This is a genomic window from Actinomycetota bacterium (assembly GCA_009923495.1).
Lineage (GTDB): Bacteria > Actinomycetota > Actinomycetes > S36-B12 > UBA5976 > UBA5976.
Map to the genome: position 1 here is coordinate 17,718 of RFTJ01000009.1, position 26,123 is coordinate 43,840.

Annotated in this window: 24 protein-coding genes; 7 read left to right on the forward strand and 17 right to left on the reverse strand. The window is 48.2% G+C overall.

All coding sequences use genetic code 11. The features are described from left to right. Positions 1-104 precede the first annotated feature (104 nt). The 5 genes from EBS36_04525 to EBS36_04545 form a co-directional block, all read right to left on the reverse strand. A complete protein-coding gene (locus EBS36_04525) occupies positions 105-2,609 on the reverse strand; it encodes an ATP-dependent Clp protease ATP-binding subunit (protein NBU32417.1) in 2,505 nt (834 codons plus the stop codon). 209 nt (positions 2,610-2,818) lie between these two features. Further along, positions 2,819-4,105 (reverse strand): adenylosuccinate synthase, encoded by a 1,287-nt coding sequence (locus EBS36_04530; GenBank protein ID NBU32418.1) that lies wholly within the window; start codon positions 4,103-4,105, stop codon positions 2,819-2,821. Positions 4,106-4,221: 116 nt separating this feature from the next. Continuing rightward, complete coding sequence (locus EBS36_04535; protein NBU32419.1) at positions 4,222-4,521, reverse strand: DUF1416 domain-containing protein; 300 nt, start codon at positions 4,519-4,521, stop codon at positions 4,222-4,224. Continuing rightward, positions 4,518-5,366, reverse strand: coding sequence for a sulfurtransferase (locus EBS36_04540; GenBank protein NBU32420.1), 849 nt, complete (start codon positions 5,364-5,366; stop codon positions 4,518-4,520). The genes EBS36_04535 and EBS36_04540 overlap by 4 nt, the downstream gene beginning before the upstream one ends. A 24-nt stretch (positions 5,367-5,390) precedes the next feature. Further along, positions 5,391-5,819, reverse strand: a complete 429-nt coding sequence (locus EBS36_04545; protein NBU32421.1) for a DUF4395 domain-containing protein — start codon at positions 5,817-5,819, stop codon at positions 5,391-5,393. Positions 5,820-6,081: 262 nt separating this feature from the next. On the opposite strand from EBS36_04545, the gene EBS36_04550 reads away from it, so the two are divergent. The 3 genes from EBS36_04550 to mshD all read left to right on the forward strand — a co-directional run bounded on the left by EBS36_04550 (position 6,082) and on the right by mshD (position 8,211). Next, entirely contained in the window at positions 6,082-6,498 is a 417-nt protein-coding gene (locus tag EBS36_04550; protein NBU32422.1) for a thioredoxin, read from the forward strand. 73 nt (positions 6,499-6,571) lie between these two features. Then, positions 6,572-7,273: a DNA-binding response regulator gene (locus tag EBS36_04555; protein ID NBU32423.1), complete on the forward strand. Its 702-nt coding sequence runs from the start codon at positions 6,572-6,574 to the stop codon at positions 7,271-7,273. Positions 7,274-7,287: 14 nt separating this feature from the next. Continuing rightward, the gene (mshD, locus tag EBS36_04560; GenBank protein NBU32424.1) at positions 7,288-8,211 is read left to right on the forward strand and encodes a mycothiol synthase; all 924 of its coding nucleotides are present in this window, start codon (positions 7,288-7,290) and stop codon (positions 8,209-8,211) included. A gap of 8 nt (positions 8,212-8,219) precedes the next feature. On the opposite strand, the gene EBS36_04565 is transcribed toward mshD, so the two are convergent. Together EBS36_04565 and EBS36_04570 are read right to left on the reverse strand one after the other, a co-directional pair. Further along, positions 8,220-8,918 carry a peptidase gene (locus EBS36_04565; GenBank protein ID NBU32425.1) on the reverse strand — a complete coding sequence of 233 codons (699 nt, stop codon included), beginning with the start codon at positions 8,916-8,918 and terminating at the stop codon, positions 8,220-8,222. After that, a complete protein-coding gene (locus EBS36_04570) occupies positions 8,918-10,057 on the reverse strand; it encodes a hypothetical protein (GenBank protein ID NBU32426.1) in 1,140 nt (379 codons plus the stop codon). Before EBS36_04570 ends, EBS36_04565 begins: the two co-directional genes overlap by 1 nt. Positions 10,058-10,168: 111 nt before the next feature. On the opposite strand from EBS36_04570, the gene EBS36_04575 reads away from it, so the two are divergent. Further along, positions 10,169-12,346: an RNA degradosome polyphosphate kinase gene (locus tag EBS36_04575; protein ID NBU32427.1), complete on the forward strand. Its 2,178-nt coding sequence runs from the start codon at positions 10,169-10,171 to the stop codon at positions 12,344-12,346. Further along, on the forward strand, positions 12,324-13,259 hold the full coding sequence (locus EBS36_04580) for an NUDIX hydrolase (protein NBU32428.1): 936 nt from the start codon (positions 12,324-12,326) through the stop codon (positions 13,257-13,259). Before EBS36_04575 ends, EBS36_04580 begins: the two co-directional genes overlap by 23 nt. Position 13,260: 1 nt before the next feature. Here EBS36_04580 and glgC read toward each other — a convergent pair whose 3' ends face one another. After that, positions 13,261-14,481 (reverse strand): glucose-1-phosphate adenylyltransferase, encoded by a 1,221-nt coding sequence (gene glgC / locus EBS36_04585; protein ID NBU32429.1) that lies wholly within the window; start codon positions 14,479-14,481, stop codon positions 13,261-13,263. A 34-nt stretch (positions 14,482-14,515) separates the two neighbouring features. Between glgC and glgA the strand changes: the two genes are divergently transcribed. Then, on the forward strand, positions 14,516-15,670 hold the full coding sequence (gene glgA / locus EBS36_04590; protein NBU32430.1) for a glycogen synthase: 1,155 nt from the start codon (positions 14,516-14,518) through the stop codon (positions 15,668-15,670). A 47-nt stretch (positions 15,671-15,717) separates the two neighbouring features. Here glgA and EBS36_04595 read toward each other — a convergent pair whose 3' ends face one another. The 8 genes from EBS36_04595 to EBS36_04630 all read right to left on the reverse strand — a co-directional run bounded on the left by EBS36_04595 (position 15,718) and on the right by EBS36_04630 (position 23,961). Beyond that, positions 15,718-16,614: a phosphoribosylaminoimidazolesuccinocarboxamide synthase gene (locus EBS36_04595; GenBank protein NBU32431.1), complete on the reverse strand. Its 897-nt coding sequence runs from the start codon at positions 16,612-16,614 to the stop codon at positions 15,718-15,720. After that, positions 16,611-18,044: an adenylosuccinate lyase gene (locus tag EBS36_04600; GenBank protein ID NBU32432.1), complete on the reverse strand. Its 1,434-nt coding sequence runs from the start codon at positions 18,042-18,044 to the stop codon at positions 16,611-16,613. The genes EBS36_04595 and EBS36_04600 overlap by 4 nt, the downstream gene beginning before the upstream one ends. Further along, positions 18,041-19,312, reverse strand: coding sequence for a phosphoribosylamine--glycine ligase (gene purD / locus EBS36_04605; protein ID NBU32433.1), 1,272 nt, complete (start codon positions 19,310-19,312; stop codon positions 18,041-18,043). Before purD ends, EBS36_04600 begins: the two co-directional genes overlap by 4 nt. Before the next feature lie 41 nt (positions 19,313-19,353). After that, positions 19,354-19,851 (reverse strand): amino-acid N-acetyltransferase, encoded by a 498-nt coding sequence (locus tag EBS36_04610; protein NBU32434.1) that lies wholly within the window; start codon positions 19,849-19,851, stop codon positions 19,354-19,356. A 2-nt stretch (positions 19,852-19,853) separates the two neighbouring features. Further along, entirely contained in the window at positions 19,854-21,353 is a 1,500-nt protein-coding gene (gene lysS / locus EBS36_04615) for a lysine--tRNA ligase (protein NBU32435.1), read from the reverse strand. A gap of 74 nt (positions 21,354-21,427) precedes the next feature. Then, a complete protein-coding gene (locus EBS36_04620; GenBank protein ID NBU32436.1) occupies positions 21,428-22,183 on the reverse strand; it encodes a type III pantothenate kinase in 756 nt (251 codons plus the stop codon). Further along, positions 22,167-23,057 (reverse strand): pantoate--beta-alanine ligase, encoded by an 891-nt coding sequence (panC, locus tag EBS36_04625; protein ID NBU32437.1) that lies wholly within the window; start codon positions 23,055-23,057, stop codon positions 22,167-22,169. The genes EBS36_04620 and panC overlap by 17 nt, the downstream gene beginning before the upstream one ends. Continuing rightward, on the reverse strand, positions 23,050-23,961 hold the full coding sequence (locus EBS36_04630) for a DUF2520 domain-containing protein (protein NBU32438.1): 912 nt from the start codon (positions 23,959-23,961) through the stop codon (positions 23,050-23,052). The genes panC and EBS36_04630 overlap by 8 nt, the downstream gene beginning before the upstream one ends. A 51-nt stretch (positions 23,962-24,012) precedes the next feature. Between EBS36_04630 and EBS36_04635 the strand changes: the two genes are divergently transcribed. Then, on the forward strand, positions 24,013-25,143 hold the full coding sequence (locus EBS36_04635) for an NADH-quinone oxidoreductase subunit D (protein NBU32439.1): 1,131 nt from the start codon (positions 24,013-24,015) through the stop codon (positions 25,141-25,143). A 3-nt stretch (positions 25,144-25,146) separates the two neighbouring features. Here EBS36_04635 and EBS36_04640 read toward each other — a convergent pair whose 3' ends face one another. Continuing rightward, on the reverse strand, positions 25,147-25,998 hold the full coding sequence (locus tag EBS36_04640; GenBank protein ID NBU32440.1) for a hypothetical protein: 852 nt from the start codon (positions 25,996-25,998) through the stop codon (positions 25,147-25,149). Positions 25,999-26,123: the final 125 nt, after the last annotated feature.

Consider the following 26,123-nt stretch of genomic DNA (forward strand, 5'->3'; position numbering starts at 1 on the left):
GACTCCAGTTTTGTTTCACTAATCGCCCTTGGACAATGCAAATTGCCCTACCGAAAACTAACCCCCAAGGAGTTTGCCTCGGGGGTTAGTTAAATTTTGGTAATTTAGGCTTCAGCCACCGGAGCAACATCAATAACTACGTCGCTGAGTTCGCCCTTGAATTCACCGCGGATAGTAAATGCTTCTTCAGCTCCGGACCCGGTAACATCTACGATGACGATTTCGCCTGGCTTTAAGTCACCAAACAGCATCTTCTCAGATAGCGGATCTTCGATTTCGCGTTGAATTGTCCGACGCAGCGGCCTTGCGCCGAGAACTGGGTCATAGCCTCGCTTAGCTAACAACTGCTTGGCTGCCGGAGTCAACTCAATTGCCATGTCCTTATCGCGCAGACGGTTGTCCAAACGATCAATCATGAGGTCAACGATTTCGATGATTTCATCCTGGCTCAACTGATGGAAGACCACAATATCATCAATGCGGTTCAAGAACTCTGGACGGAAATGGGTCTTGAGTTCATCGTTGACCTTGGCTTTCATTCGATCGTACGAAGACTGTGAGTCAGCGCTATCGGCAAAGCCCAGGCTGACTCCCTTGGCGATGTCACGCGTACCCAAGTTAGTAGTCATGATGATTACGGTGTTCTTGAAATCAACAACCCGTCCTTGGGCGTCAGTCAATCGACCATCTTCAAGAATTTGAAGTAGCGAGTTGAAGATGTCTGGGTGAGCTTTCTCGATTTCATCAAAAAGCACGACACTAAATGGCTTGCGGCGAACCTTTTCGGTTAACTGGCCACCTTCCTCGTATCCCACATAGCCTGGAGGCGATCCGAATAGACGCGAAACTGTATGCTTCTCGGCGTACTCAGACATGTCCAACTGAATCAGTGAATCTTCATCACCAAATAGGAACTCAGCGAGTGTTTTGGAAAGTTCAGTCTTACCAACACCGGATGGACCAGCGAAGATAAATGAGCCACCAGGACGCTTTGGATCCTTTAGTCCAGCTCGGGTGCGACGGATCGCTTGTGACAATGCCTTGATTGCCTGCTCTTGTCCGATAACTCGCTTATGCAGCTCATCTTCCATGTGAATCAAGCGTTGAGATTCTTCTTCAGTTAACTTGAATACTGGAATTCCTGTTGAAGCTGCTAGCACCTCGGCAATGAGGTCTTCGTCAACCTCAGCAACCACATCAAGGTCGCCCTCTTTCCATTCCTTTTCTCGAACAGCTTTGGCTGCGATTAGATTTTTTTCATCATCGCGTAGCGAAGCAGCGCGCTCGAAGTCCTGGGCGTCAATTGCCGACTCCTTTTGCAATCGAGCATTAGCAATCTTTTCATCAAATTCGCGAAGCTCTGGTGGCGCAGTCATCCTTCGAATTCGAAGGCGCGCACCTGCTTCGTCAACTAAGTCGATAGCCTTGTCAGGCAAGAAACGATCGCTGATGTATCGATCGGCAAGCGTTGCTGCTGCCACAAGTGCTGCATCGGTAATTGTTACTCGGTGATGATTCTCGTACCGATCGCGCAATCCCTTGAGAATTTCAATAGTGTGTGCCAAGTTCGGTTCGTTTACCTGAATCGGCTGGAACCTACGCTCTAGTGCGGCATCCTTTTCAATGTATTTGCGATACTCATCCAAAGTGGTTGCGCCGATGGTCTGAAGTTCGCCACGGGCAAGCATCGGCTTGAGAATGCTGGCTGCATCAATAGCGCCTTCAGCAGCTCCGGCACCGACCAAAGTGTGCATTTCATCAATAAAAATAATGATGTCACCGCGAGTGCGAATTTCTTTCAAGACTTTCTTTAAACGTTCTTCAAAGTCGCCACGGTAACGTGATCCGGCAACAAGCGCACCAAGGTCAAGCGAGTACAACTGCTTATCTTTTAAGGTTTCGGGAACATCTCCCTTAACGATGTTTTGCGCAAGTCCCTCAACAACAGCAGTCTTGCCAACACCAGGCTCACCAATTAGCACTGGATTATTTTTTGTTCGACGCGAGAGCACTTGCATCACGCGTTCAATTTCTTGGGCGCGACCGATCACTGGATCTAATTGTCCATCGCGTGCAGCCTGAGTTAAGTTGCGACCAAATTGATCGAGAACCAAAGACGTAGAAGGAGTACCTTCGCCTTGACCAGAGCCCGCACCTTGATTCTTCTCACCTTGGTATCCAGATAGTAGCTGAATCACCTGCTGGCGCACTCGATTTAAATCCGCTCCAAGCTTTACCAGCACCTGCGCCGCAACTCCTTCGCCTTCGCGAATCAAGCCAAGCAAGATGTGCTCGGTGCCAATATAGTTGTGGCCAAGTTGCAGTGCCTCACGCAAAGAGAGCTCTAGAACTTTCTTTGCACGTGGAGTAAAGGGAATGTGTCCGCTGGGGGCTTGCTGGCCCTGACCAATAATCTCCTCAACCTGAGCTCGGACTGCTTCAAGTGAGATGTCCATACCCTCAAGGGCTTTAGCAGCGACGCCTTCACCTTCGTGGATAAGACCCAGAAGGATGTGTTCGGTGCCAATGTAATTGTGGTTGAGCATCCGCGCTTCTTCTTGCGCTAATACAACTACACGGCGGGCTCTATCGGTAAACCGCTCAAACATGTGCAACTCCTCCTGCAATAACTCTTGACTTAATGTTAGACCGCAAGCGTGACTCATACCTGCGGACTTGGGCATCTTGCGAATGCTTAGCAATAGTGTTCCCACATTTTTAGGGTTTTATCGGAAAGTTGTCCGCTAGAGGCGAACAGTATTAGCGGCGAAAAAGCGAATCATCCCTGTGCAAATTCAGGGAACTCAGATCTATATGATTAACGAATCAAATCGCGCAGTGCAATGGTGGCATTACGATCTTGACCAACTCCGATAGCGCTTATTTGTGTTCCGCTGATCTCTTCAAGAAATTTCACATAACTTCGAGCATTAGCTGGTAGATCTTCAAGCGACTGAGCACCACTGATATCTTCGGTCCACCCTGGCAGCATTTCATAAATAGGTTTAGCGTGATGGAACTCTGTCTGCGTCATTGGGAGCTCGTCACTTCGCGTGCCATCAATGTCGTAGGCCACACAGACCGGAATCTGATCAAAGCCTGTGAGCACATCAAGTTTGGTTAAAAAGATATCGGTTAGTCCATTAATCCGAGTTGCGTAGCGAGCGATGGGCGCATCAAACCAGCCACAACGACGTGCCCGGCCAGTTGTAACTCCGCGCTCGCCACCAATTGTGCGCAAGCGCTCACCGTCTTCATCTAGAAGTTCTGTTGGGAACGGACCTGAACCAACTCGAGTTGTGTACGCCTTCAAAATTCCGATGACGCCCGTTATTTTGGTTGGACCAATTCCTGATCCTGCGCATGCACCTCCTGAGGTCGGATTACTCGAAGTGACGAACGGATAGGTACCATGGTCCACATCAAGTAGGGTTCCTTGTCCGCCCTCGAGTAGCACAACTTTGTCTTGGTCGAGAGCATTATTCAGTAGCAGCGCAGTGTCTGCGATGTAAGGACGAAGTCGCTCTGCGTATCCCAGTAATTCCTCAGCAACTTCATCAACTGCAATGGCACGCCGATTAAACACTTTCACCAGAACTTGGTTTTTGCTCATAAGAGAGCCTTCAATTTTTTCGCGCAAGATTTTTTCATCGAATAGGTCCTGTACCCGAAGACCTAGACGTGCAATTTTGTCTGAATAAGTTGGACCTATCCCTCGACCAGTAGTACCGATTTTGGACTTTCCGAGGAAGCGTTCTGTTACCTTATCTAGGGTCACATGATATGAAGTAATTAAGTGTGCATTCGCACTAATAACTAAGCGTGAAGTATCCACACCTTGCGATTCAAGTCCTTCAATTTCCTGAAATAGAACACCGGCATCAATAACTACACCGTTACCAATTACTGGAATAACTTCTGGTGTGAGGATCCCGCTAGGGAGTAAATGTAAGGCAAATTTCTTGTCGCCAATGACAACGGTGTGGCCAGCATTGTTGCCGCCTTGGTAGCGCACTACATAGTCAACACGACCGCCTAGTAAGTCAGTTGCTTTACCCTTGCCTTCATCGCCCCACTGGGCACCCACAAGCACTATGGCTGGCATGGATTCTCCTTGACCTTAAATAATTTTGCGTATCAGCTGCAACTACTCAAGATTAGTGGACAACAAACGATGCGCCCACAACGCATTGGTTGTGGGCGCATCTGGCTACTTAATGGTTAAATCGTGATGTCTAAATCGGCAATCTGACCTAGTTCAGCTTTTACTTCTGTTCTAGATGTACCGCCTGGCACGAGTGCAACTACTGTCCAAAGACCAGGAGCGGCGAAAAATCTGAATTCGCCCCGCGCTGAAAGGGGAACTTCAGCAACAAAATCTCCATTACGATCATTTAGCCGTGCATAGCCAGTGGCAACCGGTCCAGTCGTTGTACTGATTACTCCTTGAATAACCGCTTGCTTTGTCACATCTACATGGTCGAGAGAAACGCCGCCGACTACGGCGCCACAGGAGCTCATGCTTTTCCTGGTGCGTCGCCAAGCGCTACTGGGACGCCAACAAGTGAACCGTATTCGGTCCATGAACCGTCATAGTTTGTCACATTCTCAATACCAAGTAATTCGCGCAGTACAAACCAGGTATGTGAAGAGCGCTCACCAATTCGGCAATAGGCAATGGTGTCCTTATTTAGGTCAACGCCAGCACCTTCGTATAGCGCCTTCAACTCATCATCGGACTTGAAGGTGCCATCTTCGTTCGCAGCCTTACTCCATGGGATGTTTACCGCCGTAGGAACGTGTCCTGCTACCTGAGAGGTCTCTTGTGGTAGGTGTGCTGGGGCTAAAAGGCGACCCGCATACTCATCTGGTGAGCGAACATCGACCAAATTCTTGGTGCCAATCGCATTTAGCACGTCATCGCGGAACGAGCGCAATGAACGATCCTGATCTGTAGCTACATAATTAGTTACCGGACGAACGGTTGCTTCACTAACTAATTCGCGACCTTCAAGTTCCCACTTCTTGCGACCTCCGTCAAGCAAACGCACGTCCTGATGTCCATAAAGCTTCAGGTACCAGTAGGCATAAGCGGCAAACCAATTGTTATTACCGCCATAGAGCACTATGGTGTCATCGTTTGAAATACCTTTTGCTGATAGCAGAGCTTCAAGCGATTCCTTGCCAATGATGTCGCGACGCAAACCATCTTGCAATTCGGTCCGCCAATTTAGGCCGACTGCGCCACGGATGTGATTCGCTTCATATGCAGCGGTGTCTTCATCAACCTCGACGAAAACAATTTTTGGGTCGTCAATGTGGGCAACAGCCCATTCGGTATCAACGAGAACTTCGTTGCGTGCCATTATTTTCTCCTTGTATCTTGTTACTTAGTTTGAAAAGACTCGTTTGCCAATTAAATACATTTGGCATCCGAGGCAGAAATTGAATGCTCCATTTAAAAATGAGGCTGCAAGATGTAGCACCACAATCACTTGCGCTAGGACTTGCTGGTCTAGCGCTATCGCGACAAGAGCTGCTAATGCAAAGGTAAATCCAACTAACTGGGCAAACTTTGGCGGTGCCTCGTCTTCGAGCTCAGTTGGTTTTGCTAAGCGTGGCTGGACGAACTTGCGATAAATAACACCGTAAGGCTGAGCCGACAATCCGACAAAAGCTCCGAGCCCATGTGCCACCAGCTGAACGCCGAGTAAAACTACCGAAGTTGTGGTGGGCAGAGTAATAAGTGCCATCGCAACAACTGCAGTTGTGATGACTGCCCCGAACCTTGGGCCACGTGGATCGATTTGCTTGCTCATTTAATTCCTTTGCTAGATTTTCGGCTGGAAGCAGCCAAAACCGGCTGCGAATTAAGAGCAACTACACATAGCGGAACTCAAAAGACCAAAGTCAACGACGCGACGTTTGGTTAGCAATGGGCTATGTGGCACCCTTTTACTCTAAGCGAGGTTTCGATCTCTGCGAAATCAAATTTGTGCTATTGCAAACCATTTGCAGAAAAACATGTGTGCTTCTTCCATTAACCTAGTCGTCTGAGACTTTCTTCCCTAGGGGTACCAAATGGATACTGGCCTGAAGCTAGCAGTAATCACGCTTGCAGTATCAACAGTCATTGGAATAGTTATGCACTTTAGATCTGGACACATTAGGAAAACCATTCGAGATCTGCAAATTTCCGAGTCTGATTTGGGCAAACCACTAGGACAGCGGGCAACATTCATTCAATTCTCGAGCGCTTTCTGTCAACCATGTCGGGCCACCAAACTTTTACTTGGCAGCCTGATACAGAATGCCGAAGGTATTGGCCACATTGAAATTGATGCCGAGTCACATCTCGATTTGGTGCGGCGGCTTCATGTCACGCGCACGCCAACGACACTCGTAGTTGATGGCAAAGGGCGAATTGTAGGAAAAGCGGTTGGAGTACCCAAGAAGCAGGAAGTTCTAGCAACTATTGAGGCTCTTTCTGGAAACTGAATTACCCGAAATGCAGCCCACTCATGCCTACAGTTACACTCATTGTTAACCGAAAAAGTCAGGCAGGCAAGACATGGCAACCATTTTGTTATTGACCCGTGTTGTTACGCCATCCGTCTCGGTTCTGCCGGGTCTTGAGTTGCTCAGCCATCATGTCAAGACCATGACCCCTGAGCCAACAGCACTGCTATCCGCGCCTCCATGCGATCTGATTTTGGTTGACGCTAGAACTGATCTCCCAGCAGCTAGAAGTCTTTGTCGTTTGATGGAGGCGACTGGAAACGCATCACCAGTTATGGTGATTTCCACCGAGGGTGGCCTAGCAGCAATCGCTTCAGACTGGGGAATATCAGATGTCATTCTTGATACTGCTGGTCCAGCAGAAATTGAGACTCGAATCCGATTAGCAGTGGGACGAGTTGCTATTGAGAACCCGCAAGCAACGCAGGCTGAAATTCACGCTGGCGAGCTAGTGATTGACGAAACTGCATACTCTGCCAAACTTCGTGGCCGGATTTTGGACCTAACCTACAAAGAATTTGAATTATTGAAGTATTTGGCGCAGCATCCAGGTCGGGTATTTTCCCGATCGCAGCTGCTTCAGGAAGTTTGGGGCTACGACTACTTCGGAGGCACTCGTACTGTTGATGTTCACATCAGACGGCTACGCGCAAAGCTCGGAGTGGAAAACGAATCATTGATTGGCACAGTACGAAATGTTGGCTATCGATTTGTTGCAGGAAATTCTGAAGCAACCGAAGACTCGCTAGTTTGAAATTGACGCGTGCTATGGACTTCGTCATCACGCAACACAGCGCTCTAACTCATAATGAAGTTGCTGAAGTAAAAACATTGATAGCCGCTGTGGCAATTGAAGATGGTATGTCGCCTTTAGGAGAACATGTCCTTATTCACTTACATCACGGTGGAGATGACGATGCAATCCAGTTACTGGCAAGAGATCGGAACGGAAATTTAGTCGGTTACTTACACCTTGATGTAACCGACACCGTTTCTGGACCTGCTGTTGAGGTTGCCGTGGAACCAAATGCTCGAGGCAAGGGATTAGGCACTGCGTTAGTTAAGGCAGCCGAAGAACTAACAGACGGCCAACCAATCCGCCTATGGGCACATGGCATAAACACAACTGCTCATCTACTCGCGCGCACGTTGGGATACCGAAAAATTCGCGAACTATGGCAAATGCGACGCTCACTCTTTGCAGACATCCCCGATGTATCTTCACCGACAAATTTCATAATTCGAACTTTCATCGTGGGCCAAGATGAAGCACAGTGGCTTGTGGCTAACCAGGCAGCTTTCCGCAATCACCCAGATCAAGGAAATTGGACTGCAGAAGACCTGGCCATTCGGATGCGAGAAGCCTGGTTCGATCCAGCTGGATTTTTCATCGCAACTAACTCTGCTGATGAAATCGTTGGCTTTAATTGGACCAAGATTCATGGTGGTCACAAACATGGCGACCATCACCATCCGGAAATGGGTGAACTTTATGTTTTGGGTGTGCTGCCTAGCTTTCAGAACCTGGGTCTGGGTAAAGCGCTAACCGCCCGCGGATTGGCATATTTACGCGATCAAGGACTTCCGGCGGCCATGCTCTATGTTGAGTCTTCAAATCAGCAAGCAATTGGCCTTTACGAATCCGTAGGATTCACGCATTGGGATACTGACATTATGTTTCGTGAAAGCTAGCAAGTAATTTACTCGGTAATCAATTTGGTTCCCGAAGGGAACTCAACTCGGTGGCCTTCGACAAATAACCAAGCAGATTGTCTGCCTTGAACTTCCCATTCAAATGGTCCACCAACAATCGCTGTGTCTTCATCAATTCCCACCACGGTGACACCATCTGGAACATTCATAAATCGGGCAAAAAAGTCTGGCACGTGTGCAAACATTCGATCAAAATGTGGCAGCACTCGAATATGTGGCAAAGTACCTAAACCTTTTGTAGGAGCATGCGCAGTTAAGCGTAGGCCAGGTATGTGATCGGCAAGCGCCATGGCACCAGCACTGCAACCAGCGAGGGCGGCGCCAGATTTCCAAGCAGACTCGATTGCGCGCCAAACTAATGTGTCGCGCAATGTGTTAGCCAAAAAAGACGGGTTGCCACCAGATAGATAAATCAGCCCCGCATCATCGATTTTTCTGGCTAATTCAACCGAGTCAGCATCAAGTCTGGATTGCACTATGACTGGCACAGCTTCTACCCCGATTCGCTGAGCCTGCTCAATTCCCAAGTTCACCCAGTACTGCACAGACTTTTCACCCTCAGGCGCTGCGGCGGTAGGAATTTGAACATACTTTGGGCTGCGACCAATTAAAAGTGAAGCTTCAACTGATTGCATTACGGGCAAATATTCTCCAGAGCCAACCAGTGCAATAGGGCCAGCACTCATCAATCTGTCAACTCCCAGATTGTGGTCTCCGGGGAATCCTTCAAGGAGATACCTTGACTCACGAGTGCGTCCCTAATCAAGTCGGCTTGATCCCAGCGGCCATCGACACGCGCCTGCTTTCGTAACTCAAGGAGAAGTTCTACGGATGGCGCTAGTAAGGCATGCAAGTCTATTTTTGGAGTTGCCGCCAATTCACCAAGTTTCACAATTAACGAGTGCACCTCTGTTCGTAATGAAGTGTCACGGTCCATTCGGTCAGCCTGCAGAATTTGGGTTACCGCCAAGTCGATAGCTCCATTAGCTAAAGATTCACGGGCCTGCAAAATATCTGCATCAGAATTTTGTTCAATTTTGATGCTCTTTCGCTCCACAGCTACTGCCCTAGCGATATCATCAAATGCAACTCTTGTGCCAGATGGATAGGTAGTTACCGAGGTACCTTTTCGTAATGTAAGCGTTCCTCGACCAAATACGGATGCAACCTTTTCATCCAAATCAAAACTAATAGCGGTGTGTTCATCAACTCCGATTATGAATACATCCGCTGGTAATTGTGCTTCCAACGCACGCAGACGATTTTCACCAAGGTAGCAATAGCGGGTGTCGTGATTTCCACCTTCAGCATTATCAAAGTGCGGGATAACTGCAGCCTTGAATCCAGTGTGCTGCTCCAAGATATTAAGACCTGTTAGCCAATGTGGTTGTTCTCCCACTTTGTAAATTTCATAAACTGGAACAGTATGAGAACCCAAGGTCAGTGCCGCAGCGGAAGCAAAAATCGCCGCTCCTCGATTAAGAACTGCACTTACATGTTCAGCTAATCCAGAATCTTGCCAAGTTCGCAAAGCATAAGTTGGACTGCCTGGGCCAGCGAATAGCCACTCGGCTTCTCGCAGTGCACTTACCGCGCGGGCATTCTTGTCGGCAGACTCTGTAACTGATCGATAAGAAACAACCGCAATCTCACGGCCCACTGAAGTGCTGAAGTAATCAAGAATCTTGGCGGTTAAATCATCAGCATTTTCTTGGAAGCCAAATGGGGTGTCCAAGACAACTGCTGAATTAGGCGAATTTGCAACTGACTGCAGAATTTTCTGGTGCGCAGTAACCATAGTCGGGCTGGTCTCGCCACTTCCCATGATCACTAATTGCCTCGTCACGATTAAATCTTGGCAGTTAATTAGCCCTTTCGTCACATATTGCAGGGAAAATTCGCTATGAGCGTTACCAATTAGACCTTGTTAACCTTCATGTGCCAACCTTTACCTATGCCGACTGCCGACTCCAATCAGGGCTTGCCTGATGACCTTCCCGCGGACCGGTTTTTGGATCGCGAATTATCCTGGCTCGCTTTCAATAAGCGCGTACTAGAACTTGCGCAAGATCAGAATTTGCCACTTCTAGAGCGAGTCAAGTACTTATCCATTTTTGCAAGTAACCTCGATGAATTTTTCATGGTCAGAGTAGCGGGATTAAAACGTCGTATTGCTACCGGAATTGCGGTTAAGTCGGCCAGTGGAAAAATGCCGAGTGAAGTTCATGAATCGGTACTGACTCGTAGTCATGAATTAATGACTGAGCAGTCCCACGTTTTCAAGCACGATGTCTTGCCCGCATTGGTTTCGAACGGGATTTACATACTGCGCTGGGAGCAGTTAGCTGATGAAGAACAAGCTACTCTGACAAAACTGTTTAACGATCAAGTTTTCCCAGTGTTAACTCCATTAGCTGTCGATCCATCTCACCCATTCCCTTACATATCTGGTTTGTCGCTTAACCTGGCAATCTTGGTTCGCAATCCTGAAACGCGAAATGAACTTTTTGCCCGCGTGAAAGTTCCACCTTCGTTACCCAGATTTTTGCAAGTGGGTAAGCAGCGGTTCGTCCCGCTTGAAGATGTAATTGGCGCCCATGCTCACATGCTTTTTCCTGGAATGGAGATTGTGCAACAGCACACATTCCGTGTTACCCGAAATGAAGAACTTGAAGTTGAAGAAGACGATGCCGAGAATCTCCTACAGGCTCTAGAACGCGAATTGATGCGTCGTAGATTCGGACCCCCAGTCAGACTGGAGGTAGAAAATTCAGTGGACGATCACGTGCTTGATTTGCTTATCAGCGAACTTGGTGTGACCGAAGATGAAGTATTCAGACTTGAGGGTCCACTTGACCTAAAGTCATTGATGGAACTTGTATCGCTAGATCGCGGTGACCTTAAATTACCACCTTTTGTTCCTCATACCAGCACTGCTTTGTCAGCCGTTGAATCGGCTAGCGCACCAAATGTTCTTGAAGTGATGCGAAGCCGAGATGTCTTACTGCATCATCCGTATGACTCGTTTTCAACGAGCATGCAACTATTCCTTGAGCAGGCATCTGAAGATCCGCATGTACTGGCCATCAAGCAGACTTTGTACCGAACCTCCGGTGACTCGCCGATTGTTGATGCGCTTATCAATGCCGCAGAAATGGGAAAGCAAGTCCTAGCAGTTGTTGAAATCAAAGCTCGCTTTGATGAGCAAAATAACATTGACTGGGCCCGCAAACTTGAAGAAGCCGGTGTGCATGTTGTCTATGGATTAGTCGGCCTGAAAACTCATGCCAAACTTTGTATGGTTGTGCGAAGCGATGCAGGAAAATTGCGGCGTTACATTCATATCGGAACCGGAAATTACAATCCAAAGACAGCGCGCCTGTACGAAGACTTCGGCCTACTAACCACTGATCCCGAAATTGGCGAAGATGTTGCCAGTCTGTTCAATCACTTATCTGGCTACGCAGTTCAGGGAGATTATCACCGACTCTTGGTCGCACCTGGCGCGCTTCGCGAAGGTCTGATTGAGCGAATAAATCGTGAAGCTGAGTTCGGCAAGTCTGGGCGAGAAGCCCGAATTCGAATTAAATGTAATGCGATTGTTGACGAGTCAATCATCGACGCCTTATATCGAGCATCAGGGGCTGGCGTACAAGTTGAAATCCTGGTGCGTGGTACCTGTGCCTTAAAGCCTGGGGTAATTGGACTGTCTGAAAATATCCAAGTTCGTTCTGTGCTTGGTCGGTTTCTAGAACATAGCCGTGCATTTGAATTCAACAATGGCGGCGAGCTCGAGACTTGGATTGGTTCGGCCGACATGATGCATCGCAATCTAGATCGTCGAGTTGAATGTTTGGTTCGACTAAGTGCTCAGGATGCTCAAACGGTAAAACATGTTTTGGATTTAGGGCTCTCTGCCGAAAGTGCATCTTGGCACCTTGGCGCTGATGGTGCTTGGCAACGACACAATCTATCTCCTGCGGGTGAGCGAATTCCTGATTACCAAGAGCAGCTGATTTTAAAACATCCAGCCAGTCGGACACCGACCGCAGTTAATGCGCCACGCAAGATTGAAAACATACTAAACAAAGTTGGGCTGCGCAGTGTTCGATGATGCAGTGATCGCTTCAGGAGCAGCAGTCAGTCGCCCAGGTAAGTCCCAAACTGAATATTTGCTTATCCATCGGGCTCATCGCTCAGATTGGACGCTACCCAAAGGCAAAGTAGAACCTGGCGAGGATCTAATTTCGGCAGCAATCAGAGAAGTACGGGAAGAAACTGGCTTAGCTGTTGTACTAGGTGCACCTTTGCCCACGCAACAATACCTGGTTAAGGGGGCGCCGAAAGCCGTTTTCTACTGGCATGCCTCAATTGTTGGTGGCTCATTTACTCCGAACGATGAAGTTGATGAAATTGTTTGGCTACCACTAAGTAAAGCGGTGAAGAAACTCTCTTACGAGCACGATGCAGAAGTGTTACGTGCGGCCGCCGAATTAATTCCAACTAGGCCTCTGTTGGTACTCCGGCACACGCAAGCAATGAAACGGGCTGAGTGGAAACTATCAAACGATGCCCTGGCAGCCAACGATGCAAGTCGCCCGCTAACAGCTATCGGGCGAGGACACGCACATGGCTTAACCACAGTGCTGGCCGCCTTCGGAATAAATGCAATTCATTCCTCGGACTCGCGCAGATGCCGCGATACGGTCGGCCCATTTGCCAGCGCGCGCAGTTTACCAATCGCTCTCGAAGCATCACTTAGCGAAGAGCGGCATATGTTAAATCCGGAAAATGCGCACGAGCGTGTGCGCTACTTAGCATCGGTCAACGATGCAATAGTTTTGTGCACTCATCGGCCTGTTATGCCCACGGTTATGCAAACTCTTGCTGAAGAGTTCGAATTGGCTCATGAAATTGCTGATGCTTTTGATCCAGCGCTCGCGCCAGGAGCTTATACGGTATTCCACCGGGATGCCAAAGATTTGAAGAGAATTGTTGCGGTCGAGAGGCATAGACTTACTGACTAGCTCAAAGCACCTGCTGGCCTTTGCCCAAAACTACAATTCCATTTTCGCTGACTGTGTATCGTGACCTATCTAATTCCAAATCAACGCCAATTTGGGCACCGTCAGGCACGATGATGTTCTTATCCAAAATTGCGTTACGAATAACAGCTCCACGCCCTACCCGAACTCCAGGCATGAGTACTGCCCCATCGACGTATGCACCCTCATCTACGCGTACGGCATTTGCAACTACTGAGTTGCGCACGTGAGCGCCAGCCAAAATAGATCCAGCTCCAACGATGGATTCGTGGGCCGTTCCACCTTGCACAAACTTTGCGGGCGCTAGTGCCGGCATGTTAGTAAGAATTGGCCAGTGGTCATTGTACAAATTGAAAATCGGATGTACCGAAACCAAGTCCATATGCGCCTCATGATAGGCATCCAAAGTTCCAACATCTCGCCAATACCCTCGATCGCGAGCAGTTGCTCCAGGCACTTCGTTTAACGCAAAATCATAAACTGCAGCTTCGCCAGCTGCTGTCATCATCGGAATGATGTTCGTTCCCATGTCATGAATTGAATTGTCGTCTGCTGCATCCTTTTGCAGGGCAGCGATCAAAGCATCAGTATTAAAAATGTAGTTTCCCATTGATGCATATGACTCTTCTGGCGAGCCCGGAATAGTTGGTGGGTTAGCCGGCTTCTCATGGAATTTTGTGATTCGGGTTCCAGATTCATCGGTTTCAATTACCCCAAATTCAGTTGCAGATTCTTTCGGCACCCGGATTCCGGCAACTGTCACACTTGCCCCTGATTCAATGTGTTTCTCTAGCATTTGAGACGCATCCATGCGATAGACGTGATCCGCGCCAAAAACCAAAATGTAATCAGGAAGTGAATCGTAAACCAAGTTCAAACTTTGGAAAATTGCATCGGCTGATCCTGTGTACCAGCGCGGTCCAAGTCGTTGCTGCGCTGGAACAGATGTAACAAAGTCCCCCAGTAGCGCACCCACTTGCCAAGATGTAGTTATGTGTCGATCTAGTGAATGGGACTTGTACTGTGTAAGTACACAAATTCTCAAGAAGCCGGCATTTACCAGATTTGAGAGTACAAAATCGATTAGCCGATATGAGCCGCCAAATGGAACTGCAGGCTTCGCTCGATCTGCTGTTAGTGGCATCAGGCGCTTGCCCTCGCCACCGGCGAGAACCATACAGAGGACATTATTGCGTCTGCGCACAGCCCTAGCCTATCCATAGGTCTAGGCTTACAGTGTGCGGATATCCATAGTTACGCGAGAATGGCCACCAGACATTTACGGTGGGGCTGGGGTGCATGTTGAGCACCTTGTTCATGAACTACGCAAACTTATTGAGGTAGCAGTTCATTGTTTCGGCGATCCAAAGCCAGGTGCCACTGCTTATTCGCTTCCGGTTAATTTGACCCAAGCCAACCCGGCAATCCAAACCTTAGGAATAAACCTTGAAATGCTTGGAGATTTTGCGGATTCACAGGTAATTCACACCCACACCTGGTACGCAAATATGGCCGGACACCTCGGCGGTCTGCTGCATGGACGGCCGCACATTATTACGGCGCACTCGCTAGAGCCAAGGCGGCCATGGAAAGCGGAGCAACTGGGCGGCGGTTACCAGATTTCATCTTGGGTCGAGCGAACATCTTATAACTCTGCGGATGTGGTCATCGCAGTTAGCAACGGAATGCGCAAGGACATCCTGGCTTGCTACCCCGAACTGGATCCAGCCAAGGTAAAAGTGGTTTACAACGGCATTGATACCCAAGCAATCAAAAAAGTGACGGATTCAACCGCATTAGCCAAGTACGGGATTGATTACCAGCGTCCATATGTACTATTTGTCGGACGCATCACGCGACAAAAGGGAATTATGCACTTGCTGCGAGCAGCCGAACAATTGCCTAACGAGGTAGCACTAGTTATTTGTGCCTCTTCACCTGATACCCCAGAACTTGGTGCAGAAGTATCGGCGCAAATAAGCAAACTTGCAGAAACTAGAACGGGTGTACATTGGCTAAAAGAGCAGCTACCCCGACCAGAACTTATTGAAGTACTTTCACATGCTTCGGTTTTTGCTTGTCCCTCTATTTATGAACCGCTGGGAATTGTCAATCTTGAGGCTATGGCTTGTGAGGTTCCGGTTGTTGCCAGCGATGTCGGTGGCATCCCTGAAGTTGTAATTGATGGAACTACAGGTCTATTAGTTCACTATGACGAGTCTGACATAGAAAAATTTGAGAATGATTTTGCTAGCGCTCTAATAAAAGTGATTTCGGATAGCAGTCTTGCAACACAGATGGGAACAGCTGGTCGGCTGCGTGCTGTAACTGATTTTGGTTGGGACAAAATTGCTAGGCAAACGATTGAAATTTATCAAAGCGTCCAACATTAAATAATGTTAATAACCGCCTCGAATAGGCCTGGCTAGTAAATTCCGAATTACTGAAAACGCTTTCCAGTAAGCGTCTCATAGGCTTGAACATATCGATTACGAGTTTTCTCAACCACATCTGCTGGTAATGCTGGTGGGACTTCGCCAGAGTTCTTGTCCCAGCCTGAATCCGCAGATAGCAACCAGTCACGGACGAACTGTTTATCGTAAGACGGTTGCGAGTTTCCGGGCGCCCATTGATCAGCAGGCCAGAACCTTGATGAGTCCGGAGTTAGCACCTCATCGGCCAGTACGATTCGATTTTTGTTTGATCCTTTCATGCCGAGCCCAAACTCGAATTTCGTATCCGCCAAAATGATGCCCCGCTTAACGGCAATCTCGGAGGCCGATTGATAAACGTTCATTGTTATCCGTCGGAGCTGTTGCGCCTCTTCTTGGCCGATGGCAGTCATCACTTCGTCGAAAGTCACATTCTCGTCATGATCTCCTACTGCTGCTTTTGTGGCAGGTGTAAAGATGGGCTTGGGCAGTCGAGAACCATCTACAAGCCCGGGTGGCAATCCGACACCGCAAATTGACCCTGAGTTTTTGTAGTCTAGGAGCCCAGATCCAGTTAAATAACCTCGAGCAACACATTCAATCGGGAACATCTCGAGGGGTTCGCAAATTGTTGCCCGGCCATTGACTGAAAAGGGCACGTTGGTCGAAATTATGTGATTGGGCACGATGTCTTCAAGTCGATCGAACCACCAAAGCGACATCGCTGTCAGAATTCGTCCTTTATCCGGAATGGTCGTTGGTAGTACGTAATCAAAAGCTGAAATTCGATCTGATGCGACAAATAATAATTTGCCATCAGGAGTTTCATATAGATCGCGAACTTTTCCGGAGTAAATATGTTGATACTCCGCGGGTAGCTCATAATCTTGAGCGATGTTGGTCACAGAATTGGCTCCGGTCGATAGTTTGCTGCCTCAGAATCAGTAATTATGACCATCGTCGAGCTGCGAACTAATGAAGAAATTTGTTCGCGGGCAGCACCAGTGAATTCAAGTGGATTATTTAGTAATGACTCCAACTCCAACACATCTAGACCTAGTCGGCCATCTTGGGCTAGCCGGGCTAATAAATCGTTGCCATCACCGCCCGCAGGGCCTCGCATTTCTAGGGCTACTTGTACTGCATGTTCTTTAATTACTTCGTGCGCGGTTTCGCGCCCGACACCTTTGCGAACGGCAGCCATCAAAATTTTTGTTGTCGCTAGGAATGGCAGGTAACGTTGCAGTTCACGTTCAATAACTGCCGGGAAAGCGCCAAACTCCTGCAGGACGGTAAGCATGGTTTCCAATAAACCATCAAGGGCAAAGAATGCATCAGGCAAAGCCACGCGTCTGACTACTGAGCAGGAGACATCGCCTTCATTCCACTGCGACCCCGCAAGCTCTCCGGTCATACTCGCATAGCCGCGCAAAATTACCGCAAAACCGTTCACTCGCTCGCAGGAGCGCGTGTTCATCTTGTGTGGCATCGCACTAGAACCTACTTGACCCTCCTTGAACCCCTCTGTCACTAACTCATGGCCAGCCATCAATCTAATGGTCAGCGCCAAACTGCTCGGGCCAGCGGCTAGTTGAACTAACGCTGAGATGGTGTCATAGTCCAGTGAGCGTGGATAAATCTGACCAACGCTGGTCAGAACATTTGCAAAACCGAGGTGCTTTGCAACATTGACTTCCAGCTCATCTAGTTTGCGAACGTCGCCATCTAGTAGATCAAGCATGTCTTGTGCCGTACCGACCGGACCTTTAATGCCACGAAGTGGATAGCGCTTAATCAACTCATCCAGTCGAGCAATTGCAATAAGTAGTTCATCGGCTGCCGATGCAAAACGTTTTCCCAAAGTTGTAGTTTGTGCAGCCACATTATGACTACGGCCGGTAAGCGCTACATCGCAGTATCGAACTGAAAGCTCGGTAAGAACCGCAAGCGTCGCAACGGCCTTAAATCTTATTAACTTTAACGATTGCATAATTTGTAACTGCTCGACATTTTCAGTCAGGTCTCGACTGGTCATTCCTTTATGAATGTGTTCGTGACCAGCAAGAGCACAGAACTCTTCAATGCGCGCTTTCACATCGTGACGCGAAACTTTTTCACGTAGAGCAATGGAGTCAAGGTCAACTTGTGAAATAACTTTTTGGTAGTCCCCAATCACACCATTGGGAACCTCTATGCCTAAAGATTTTTGCGCTTGAAGGACAGCAATCCATAATTGGCGTTCGGCAATTATCTTGTTGGTCGGAGACCAAATAGTTGCCATCTGGGTAGATGCATACCGGTTGGCTAATACATTTGGAATTTTCGGTTTTGTCATGGCACTTTAATCTCTCCCTGTTGCGCTTTCAATGCGATATCACTGCGGTGGTGACTGCCAAAGTAGTCAATTTCTGCTACTGCTGCATAAGCCTTTTCTCGCGCACTTTGCAAATTCTCGCCAGTACTTGTAACACAAAGAACCCGACCACCACTGACCTGAATTTTCGAATCAATTAATTTCGTTCCCGCATGGAATACAACAGCATCATGCTTTGCCACGCTTTCAAGGCCAGAAATTTCCGCTCCTGTTTGTGGATTGTCTGGATAACCTTGTGCTGCTAGCACAACCGTGATAGCTGACTCATCTGACCATTCAAGTGATTCAATTTGGTCCAGTGTTCCGGTTGCTGCAGCAAATAGTAACTCGCTCAGTGATGACTTTAATCTTGCTAGTACGACTTGGGTCTCTGGATCTCCGAATCGCGCATTGAACTCGATTACTTTAATTCCTTTTGGCGTTAGAACTAAGCCCGCATAAAGCAGTCCAGAAAATGGGATTCCGCGTTTTGCCATTTCAGTGATTGTTGGTTGAAGTACTTTTTCCAAAGTTTGTTCTACTAAATCTGCTGGGGCCCAATCAAGTGGTGAGTATGCTCCCATGCCACCAGTATTCGGGCCCTCGTCATTATCTAACGCTCGCTTGAAGTCTTGTGCTGGCGACAAGGCCCGTACCGTATTGCCATCGGTTATGCCAAACAAACTTACTTCGGGTCCAGCGAGATATTCCTCAATTACAACGGCACCGGATTGGCGACCTTCGATGCAGGACATCGCATGGAGCAGGGCAATTGCATAATCATCAGTTACTACAACGCCTTTGCCCGCTGCCAAGCCATCTTCCTTCACGACAAACGGAGCGCCAAATTCTGTTAGAGCAGCCTCAACTTGCTCTGCATTAGTACAAACAAATGAATGAGCAGTTGGTACTCCCGCAGCAAACATTACTTCTTTGGCAAATGCTTTGCTTCCCTCAAGTTGGGCTGCTGCTTTATCTGGTCCAAAAACTGCAAATCCTGCTTTTCGCAATTCATCCGCGATGCCTGCAACTAGTGGGGCTTCGGGACCAATTACCACTAGGTCTGCGGATAACTTAGTTGCCAATGCGCGGACTTGGTCTGAATCAAGCACATCAAGTGGGAAAGTTAGGACTTCAAGAGCAATGCCGGCGTTTCCTGGCGCACAAAATACTTCAGTTTCCTCATCCTTATTTAGCGAATGTACGAGTGCATGTTCTCTCGCTCCGCTGCCAATAACGAGGATTTTCACTTTCCCATTTTAGTCGGCAAATAGCCTGCACTCCAATGCAGTTAAAGCTGCAGCAGCATTCGAGTATTGCCAAGAGTATTTGGTTTTACTCGCTCTAGATCAAGGAATTCGGCTACACCTTCATCGCCCGATAGCAGCAACTCGGCGTAAACGCTGGCATCAACAGGGGCATCTTCAATTGCAACAAAACCTGCCTTACCGAAGAACTCTGTTTCAAAGGTAAGGCAAAACAATCTGCGTAAGCCTAATGATTTTGCCTGTCCAAGTAAGGCGTCAAGTATCTGAGATCCTATTCCCTTACCTTGCATTTCAGGCTTTACTGCAAGAGTGCGAACTTCGCCTAAGTCTTCCCACATCACGTGCAATGCGCCGCAACCGATAACTTGCCCGTCTATTTCAGCAACAATGAACTCTTGGACATCCTCATAAATGGTCACAGTGTGTTTTGATAGCAGCCTGCGATCTGGAGCATAAGTGTCAATCAAGCCACGAATAGTTAAAACATCACCGGTCCGAGCTGGTCGAATTACTACTGGCACGGTTACTCAGGCTTTACTAACGGAAAGAGAATAGTTTCTCGAATATTCAAGCCCGTTAAGGTCATCAGTAGTCGGTCAATTCCAACACCAATACCCCCCGTAGGTGGCATGCCATATTCAAGCGCCCGCAAGAAGTCTTCATCCAACTGCATCGCCTCTAAATCACCGCCATCTTTTAGCGAGGATTGAGCAACGAGGCGCTCCCGTTGAATGACTGGGTCTACTAATTCGGAATATCCAGTCGCCGCTTCATATCCTGCAATGTACAAATCCCATTTTTCAACTACACCTTTAGTGGCGCGGTGGTCGCGGACCAGTGGCGAAGTGTCAACCGGGTAGTCGATAACAAAAGTTGGCTTAGTGAATTTTCCAACGACATAGTGTTCGAGTAACTCCTCAACGCACTTTCCAGCAATCCATTTCGGATCTGGCGATATCCCCGCATCTTTCAACAGTGTTCGTAGGGTTTCGATTGGCGTCTCCGGTGTAACTTCTTGACCAACCGCAGCGCTCACTGCTGGATAAACCGAAACTCGATCCCACTGTCCGGATAGATCGCGGCTACCGCCTTCAACTAAGTCAAAAGTCAAAGATCCGTGCACTGCCAGAGCGGCTTCTTGAATCAGTTCTTGGGTTAGCTGTGCCATGTCGTTGTAATCGGCATAAGCCTGATAGCACTCCAACATGGCAAATTCTGGCGAATGCGTCGAGTCTGCACCTTCATTACGGAAATTTCGGTTGATTTCGAAAACTCGCTCAATGCCGCCGACTACGCACCGCTTTAGAAATAGTTCGGGTGCTATTCGTAGAAATAGTTCCATGTCGAATGCATTTGATTCGGTAACAAAGGGGCGAGCTGCAGCACCACCATGCATGGTCTGCAGCATTGGTGTCTCAACTTCAATGAATCCCCGTGATGCAAAGCTATTTCGCAAGCTTGTCATTACTGCGGGTCGCAACCGAGCTACCGTTCGGGCTGTGTCTCGCATAATTAAATCTGCATACCGTTGTCTGACGCGAGTTTCCTCATTAAGGGGTTTGTGGGGGTTGGGAAGCGGGCGCAGTGCCTTAGCGGCCATCATCCAAGTATCGGCAAGGACTGAAAGTTCACCACGCTTACTGCTAATAATTTCTCCTGAGAAGGCGACTTGATCACCAATGTCAACCAGTGCTTTCCAAGCTTCGAGCCCTTCCTCCCCTATTCGATCAAGTGACAACATTGCTTGCAATACTGTTCCATCTCCAGCTTGAATTTGAGCAAAGCATAGTTTGCCGGTATTTCGCAGGAACATGACTCGGCCAGCTACGCCGACCACATCCCCAGTGACATCTTCGGCCACTAGATGTTCGTACTTCGCACGTATTTCACCAATAGTTGTAGTAACTGGGACAGTTACCGGATATGCCTCAAGGCCAGCTGCCAAAATGTTGGCACGTTTGTCCCGACGCACCTGCATTTGCTCTGGCAGGTCATCTAGTTCTTCTAATGGTTCGTTTGACATTGGTTTTACATTATCGGGTTAAGTCTGTGAAGTTGCCCAGCAGTATGGGTTTGGGCATTTCATGGCTTGGATGATTATTGATTCTTGGCGAAGATCAAACGAAGTCCAATCAAAGTTAGATCGGGCTCATGACAGGTTATCGTTTCAGACTCGGCAACTACAATGCTCGCCAAACCTCCAGTTGCAATGACCGCTTTTACTTCTGAATCCAACTCCTCAACAATACGATCCACCAGGCCATCAACCTGCCCAGCAAAGCCAAAGATCATTCCAGATTGCAATGCTTCTACCGTGTTTTTACCAATTACGCTTCGCGGCGTAGCTAATTCAACTTTGCGCAACTGGGCTGCTCGTGTCGCTAGCGCATCTAGAGAAATCTCGATGCCAGGCGCGAGAGCACCGCCCATGAACTCACCTTTTTCTGAAATCACATCCAGATTTGTCGAAGTACCAAAATCTACAACGATGCACGGCCCACCAAATAACGTGAATGCGGCCAGTGAATTAACGATCCGATCTGCGCCCACTTCTTTCGGATTGTCCGTCGTTATCGGCACTCCTGTTTTGATGCCCGGCTCGACAATTACGGTAGGAACCTCTGCGTAATATCGGCTGAGCATAATTCTCATCTCACTTAGTACTGATGGCACCGTTGAACATAATGCGATTCCGGTTACTGGGTAGTCCGTCAACAATCCGCGAAAAGTTAATTCAATCTCATCGGCGGTTTCTCGGGGGTTGGTGTTAATCCGCCAAGATTGGACCAAATTTTCTTCATCAAATAGTCCAAGAACGGTATTTGTATTTCCAACATCAATCGCTAATAACATTTTCTTTCCTTATCTCCACGGGAAGGTTGTCTATCAGTCGAACACTATTTACTGATACGGCAAGAAGCATTCGTGCTCTACCAGGTTCGATAACCTGTAGTAATTCATCGGTCAGGATTTCGAAGTACTCAAATGAGATGCCCGGCTGGTTTGCTAGATAATCAGCTACCGCATTTCTTGTTTCAGCTATTGAATGTCCTTCGCTCAGCAGATGTTCAGCCAGTGCAAATGCTGCCGGGATTTGTTTGGCTAAACCTTGACCTGTGATTGATAGGCGCTCATTCCGGCTCGAGAGTGCAATGCCTGACGAATCCCTAACCGTGGGTACGGAAATTATTTTCAGTTGCGCGCTTTTGCTGGAAAAGTAATCGGTAACAACGGCTAATTGCTGGAAATCCTTTTCGCCGAAGAAAGCGGCGTTTGGCATGACAATGTTAAATAGTCGATCAAGTACAGTGATAACACCGGCAAAGTGCCCAGGTCTACCAATGCTTTCAAGGCCTTGCGCTTTTGTGCCTGGATCAAGTGATACAACCTGATTTAGTCCCTCGGGGTATATATCACTCTCGCGGGGAAGGAACAACACATCAACAGCATTATGGTCGCATAACCTGATGTCGTCATCAAGGGTGTTTGGATAATTCTCAAAGTCTGAGATTTCGGTGAACTGAGTTGGATTTACATAGATTGATACGACAATCTTGCCGCTTGAATTGTGGTGCGACTTCAAATAGCTACGAGCAGTTGCTATCAAAGCTAAATGTCCATGGTGCAGTGCGCCCATCGTGGGGATAAACATTATCGGCTCTTCAAAGATGCTTGCTCGCCATTGGCTGAAGCTTTCATGTGACGCAAGGACTGCTAGATCACTCATCCGATAGCACCACCAACAGTTGTTCGGCGGAATTAACCGTGAGCCGGTCGGCGTCTAAGGCGCGAGCAGCTGTGAGTCTGGCAAGTGCCAGATAACTAGGTAAGACTTCAGGTTGATTTTCTCGCAAGGAATCTATGTGCACTTTGACTGTGGCTACATCTCCACGAACCACAGGTCCCGTAACTGCACTTTCGCCAGCACGTAATGCGTTATCTAGCGAGGCAGTAAAAAGTGGTGCAACCAATTCCGAAGGACTCTCAATTCCAGCTTTCACCAACAAGTCAATAGTCTGGTTTACCAATGTCATCAGATTATTCGCACCAAAAGTTAATGCTGCGTGATACAGCCCGCGACTTTGCCGCGGAACCCAAACGGGGTCACCACCCATTTCAACTACGAGGGCTTGCGCTACGGGTTGCAACTGCGCGGGAGTAGTCACAGCAAATGGGCAACCAGATAAGCGATTCAGATCAACACTCGTTCCAGTGAATGTCATAACCGGATGGATTGCTAACGGCAAGCAACCTTGCGCTGTTAGCGGTTCGAGAACTTCGTCTCCAAATCTGCCGGCGGTATGCAATACGAATGTGCCCGGACTTACCGAACCTGTTTGAGCTAAGCCACTTACTAAGTCGATTAGAACATCGTCGGGGACAGTGAGTAGTAGTAAGTCGCAAGCCTGTACCGCCTCCGATATTTGTTTTATGGGCACTCCAGGCAGAAGTGACTCAGCTCGGAGTTTGCTCAATTCACTGACAGCAGTGCAGGCAACAACCTTGTGTCCCACCCGTCTTAGGGCAGCACCGAGTACGGAACCGACTCGTCCGGTTCCGATTACCGCAACATTAAGTCGCGCAGGTGTTTGGGTCCAGGGCGATTCGCTCCCGGCCGATGGATTGACCACAAGACAAGCCTATCTGTCAGTGGCAACCATTGTTGTGGCACGATTAACCACATGGAAATTAGGCAGCGAATTGGATTTTCGCCAGCAGATGCAGTTCGAAGTGACTCAGTCCTAAATCTTCCTAGTTATTCGCCAGTTACTCACGGAATGTGCCAGCTAGATCTCATACACAGCAACGGCAGGATTATCTCTGCAGATCCAGTCCTGGGATCCATGCACCGGGGAGCGGAGAAGTTATTCGAGTCACGAGATTATCGCCAAGTATTGGGGCTGGCTAATCGACATGAGTGGCTGAGTGCATTTTCTGGCGAAGTAGGAATAGCCCAACTAATCGAACGTGAACTAGGAATAGATGTGCCAATCCATGCCCGATGGTTACGCACACTGATTTTGGAAGTCAGCCGAATAACTTCCCATGCCGCCTTCCTGGCTGGCTTTCCTTGGTTGGAAGAAGAATTGACCTTAAACATCAGGCTGATGCGTGAACGATTCGTGAATCACATTCGGTTGTTTACCGGAAGTCGAATGCATCCCATGCTCACCCAGATCGGTGGCATAACTCACGCTCCCACTGCAAAGTGGCTAATGGAACTGGATGGTTTGGTTCGAGATTCGATAGTTGTGACTGAATCATTTGAAGAAGGAATCGCATCTAAGCTTAGGCAATACCAATCTGTCGGTGTCCTTAGCCAACCTGCGGTAGTTGATTGTGCCGTAAGTGGTCCAGCGGCGCGAGCCAGCGGACTGGCAATAGATCAACGAAATTTGGCAACGGATTTGCTCTACCCTAAGTTGCAAACTTTTAGATCTACAACCAGAAGTTCGGGCGACATTTCAGCTCGATTACTTCAATTACTTGATGAGGTAAAAATTGCTTGTGAAGTCGTTAGTGAATGTGTTGGTGAATGCTTGAGTCACATTGGCTATGAAGTCAATGTATTGATTCCAAAAGTGCTAAGAGTTCCTGAAGGCGAGTACGAGCACAGTATTGAGACTCCACTGGGCATTGCTTCCTGGTTTCTAGTTTCTCGTGGCGACAAATACCCCTACCGGCTTAAATTGCGACCAGCTAGTTTGCATACAGTTCTAGCTCTGCCAGAGGTTTTGCGCGGACAATCAATAGACATGTTAGAACCAATTGTTGCTTCCATGCCCTTTATTGCCGGAGATGTGGACCGATAAGTTCTATCGTTTCAAGGCCAGTTCGGCCAGATTAGCTAACCGATGCATTAGCTCTTCAATTAGTTTTTGCGAGGCATCCAACCGATCGCGCAAATCCTTAATTTCATCTCGCATAATCATTAATTCGAGTGAATGATCTGGCGGTGAGTTTTGCACCGAGGCTTCAGGCTGCGGCTCGGTGTCAGTTGGTGTAAAAACTCGTGCTTGTTCAAATTGGATAAATGGCTGTTCGCTAGGTGCAACACTTTCAGATGCGGGCGGTTCATTCTCGAGATCGACAATGGGTTGCTGAACAACTTTTGGAACTACTGGTGGAGTGCTTTGCGCCAGTTGCGGTGTAAAAATCGGATGAGAAAAACTTTCTGCAACCTGATTTAAATTAAGTTGCAGACTTGCTCGCATGGCTGCAATTCGCTTGCGCGCTTGATCTAGTGCCTGTGCCGGTGAAGTTACCGTGTCAGGGTCAGCAACAATTTCTGATACCGAGACCTGTATGTCTTCGGTTTCTTCTATGACGACTTCTGCCTGAATTACAGCTGGCTGTGCTGCTTCTGGCTCTGGCAGTGATGTGCCTGCTGTTTGATTTGCTGGATGTTCGGCAGCGCGCCTTTCTGCTTCAGCCAATGATTCGCCTGCGCGGATTATTGGCACCCAACCGGTGTAGCCACCAGTAATGATGTCATCAATCTTGGGAGGCGGAGCTATTGGAGCAGGTTTTTTTGCAACTCTTAGGTCCAAAAAGAATTCCTCAAGCGGTGGCGCGAGCAGAATGTCATCATCATCGTCAAGCATCCAATTGGAAGCTGTTAAGGGATCGAGGGGTTGGTTTTCCGCAGGGTCATTTTCGGTGGCCATATCTGGCACCTCCTTACCCATGCTTACTATTGCTCTAGCCTACGACTGAATTTTGGTGCAGTGAAATTACCTACTTCATGCCATGCTTTAGTTATGAATGCTTTGGCACAGACCATTGCCGGCGC

Bases quoted from the DNA above. Each gene is read 5' to 3' on its own strand.
- mshD (NBU32424.1), top strand. From the start codon at position 7,288: ATGGACTTCGTCATCACGCAACACAGCGCTCTAACTCATAATGAAGTT.
- EBS36_04550 (NBU32422.1), top strand. From the start codon at position 6,082: ATGGATACTGGCCTGAAGCTAGCAGTAATCACGCTTGCAGTATCAACA.
- EBS36_04525 (NBU32417.1), bottom strand. From the start codon at position 2,609: ATGTTTGAGCGGTTTACCGATAGAGCCCGCCGTGTAGTTGTATTAGCG.
- EBS36_04575 (NBU32427.1), top strand. From the start codon at position 10,169: ATGTGCCAACCTTTACCTATGCCGACTGCCGACTCCAATCAGGGCTTG.
- lysS (NBU32435.1), bottom strand. From the start codon at position 21,353: ATGTCAAACGAACCATTAGAAGAACTAGATGACCTGCCAGAGCAAATG.
- EBS36_04600 (NBU32432.1), bottom strand. From the start codon at position 18,044: ATGACAAAACCGAAAATTCCAAATGTATTAGCCAACCGGTATGCATCT.
- EBS36_04535 (NBU32419.1), bottom strand. From the start codon at position 4,521: ATGAGCTCCTGTGGCGCCGTAGTCGGCGGCGTTTCTCTCGACCATGTA.
- EBS36_04640 (NBU32440.1), bottom strand. From the start codon at position 25,998: ATGGCCACCGAAAATGACCCTGCGGAAAACCAACCCCTCGATCCCTTA.
- EBS36_04570 (NBU32426.1), bottom strand. From the start codon at position 10,057: ATGGGAAGTGGCGAGACCAGCCCGACTATGGTTACTGCGCACCAGAAA.
- EBS36_04620 (NBU32436.1), bottom strand. From the start codon at position 22,183: ATGTTATTAGCGATTGATGTTGGAAATACAAATACCGTTCTTGGACTA.
- EBS36_04540 (NBU32420.1), bottom strand. From the start codon at position 5,366: ATGGCACGCAACGAAGTTCTCGTTGATACCGAATGGGCTGTTGCCCAC.
- EBS36_04530 (NBU32418.1), bottom strand. From the start codon at position 4,105: ATGCCAGCCATAGTGCTTGTGGGTGCCCAGTGGGGCGATGAAGGCAAG.
- panC (NBU32437.1), bottom strand. From the start codon at position 23,057: ATGAGTGATCTAGCAGTCCTTGCGTCACATGAAAGCTTCAGCCAATGG.
- EBS36_04545 (NBU32421.1), bottom strand. From the start codon at position 5,819: ATGAGCAAGCAAATCGATCCACGTGGCCCAAGGTTCGGGGCAGTCATC.
- EBS36_04565 (NBU32425.1), bottom strand. From the start codon at position 8,918: ATGAGTGCTGGCCCTATTGCACTGGTTGGCTCTGGAGAATATTTGCCC.
- EBS36_04555 (NBU32423.1), top strand. From the start codon at position 6,572: ATGGCAACCATTTTGTTATTGACCCGTGTTGTTACGCCATCCGTCTCG.
- EBS36_04635 (NBU32439.1), top strand. From the start codon at position 24,013: ATGGAAATTAGGCAGCGAATTGGATTTTCGCCAGCAGATGCAGTTCGA.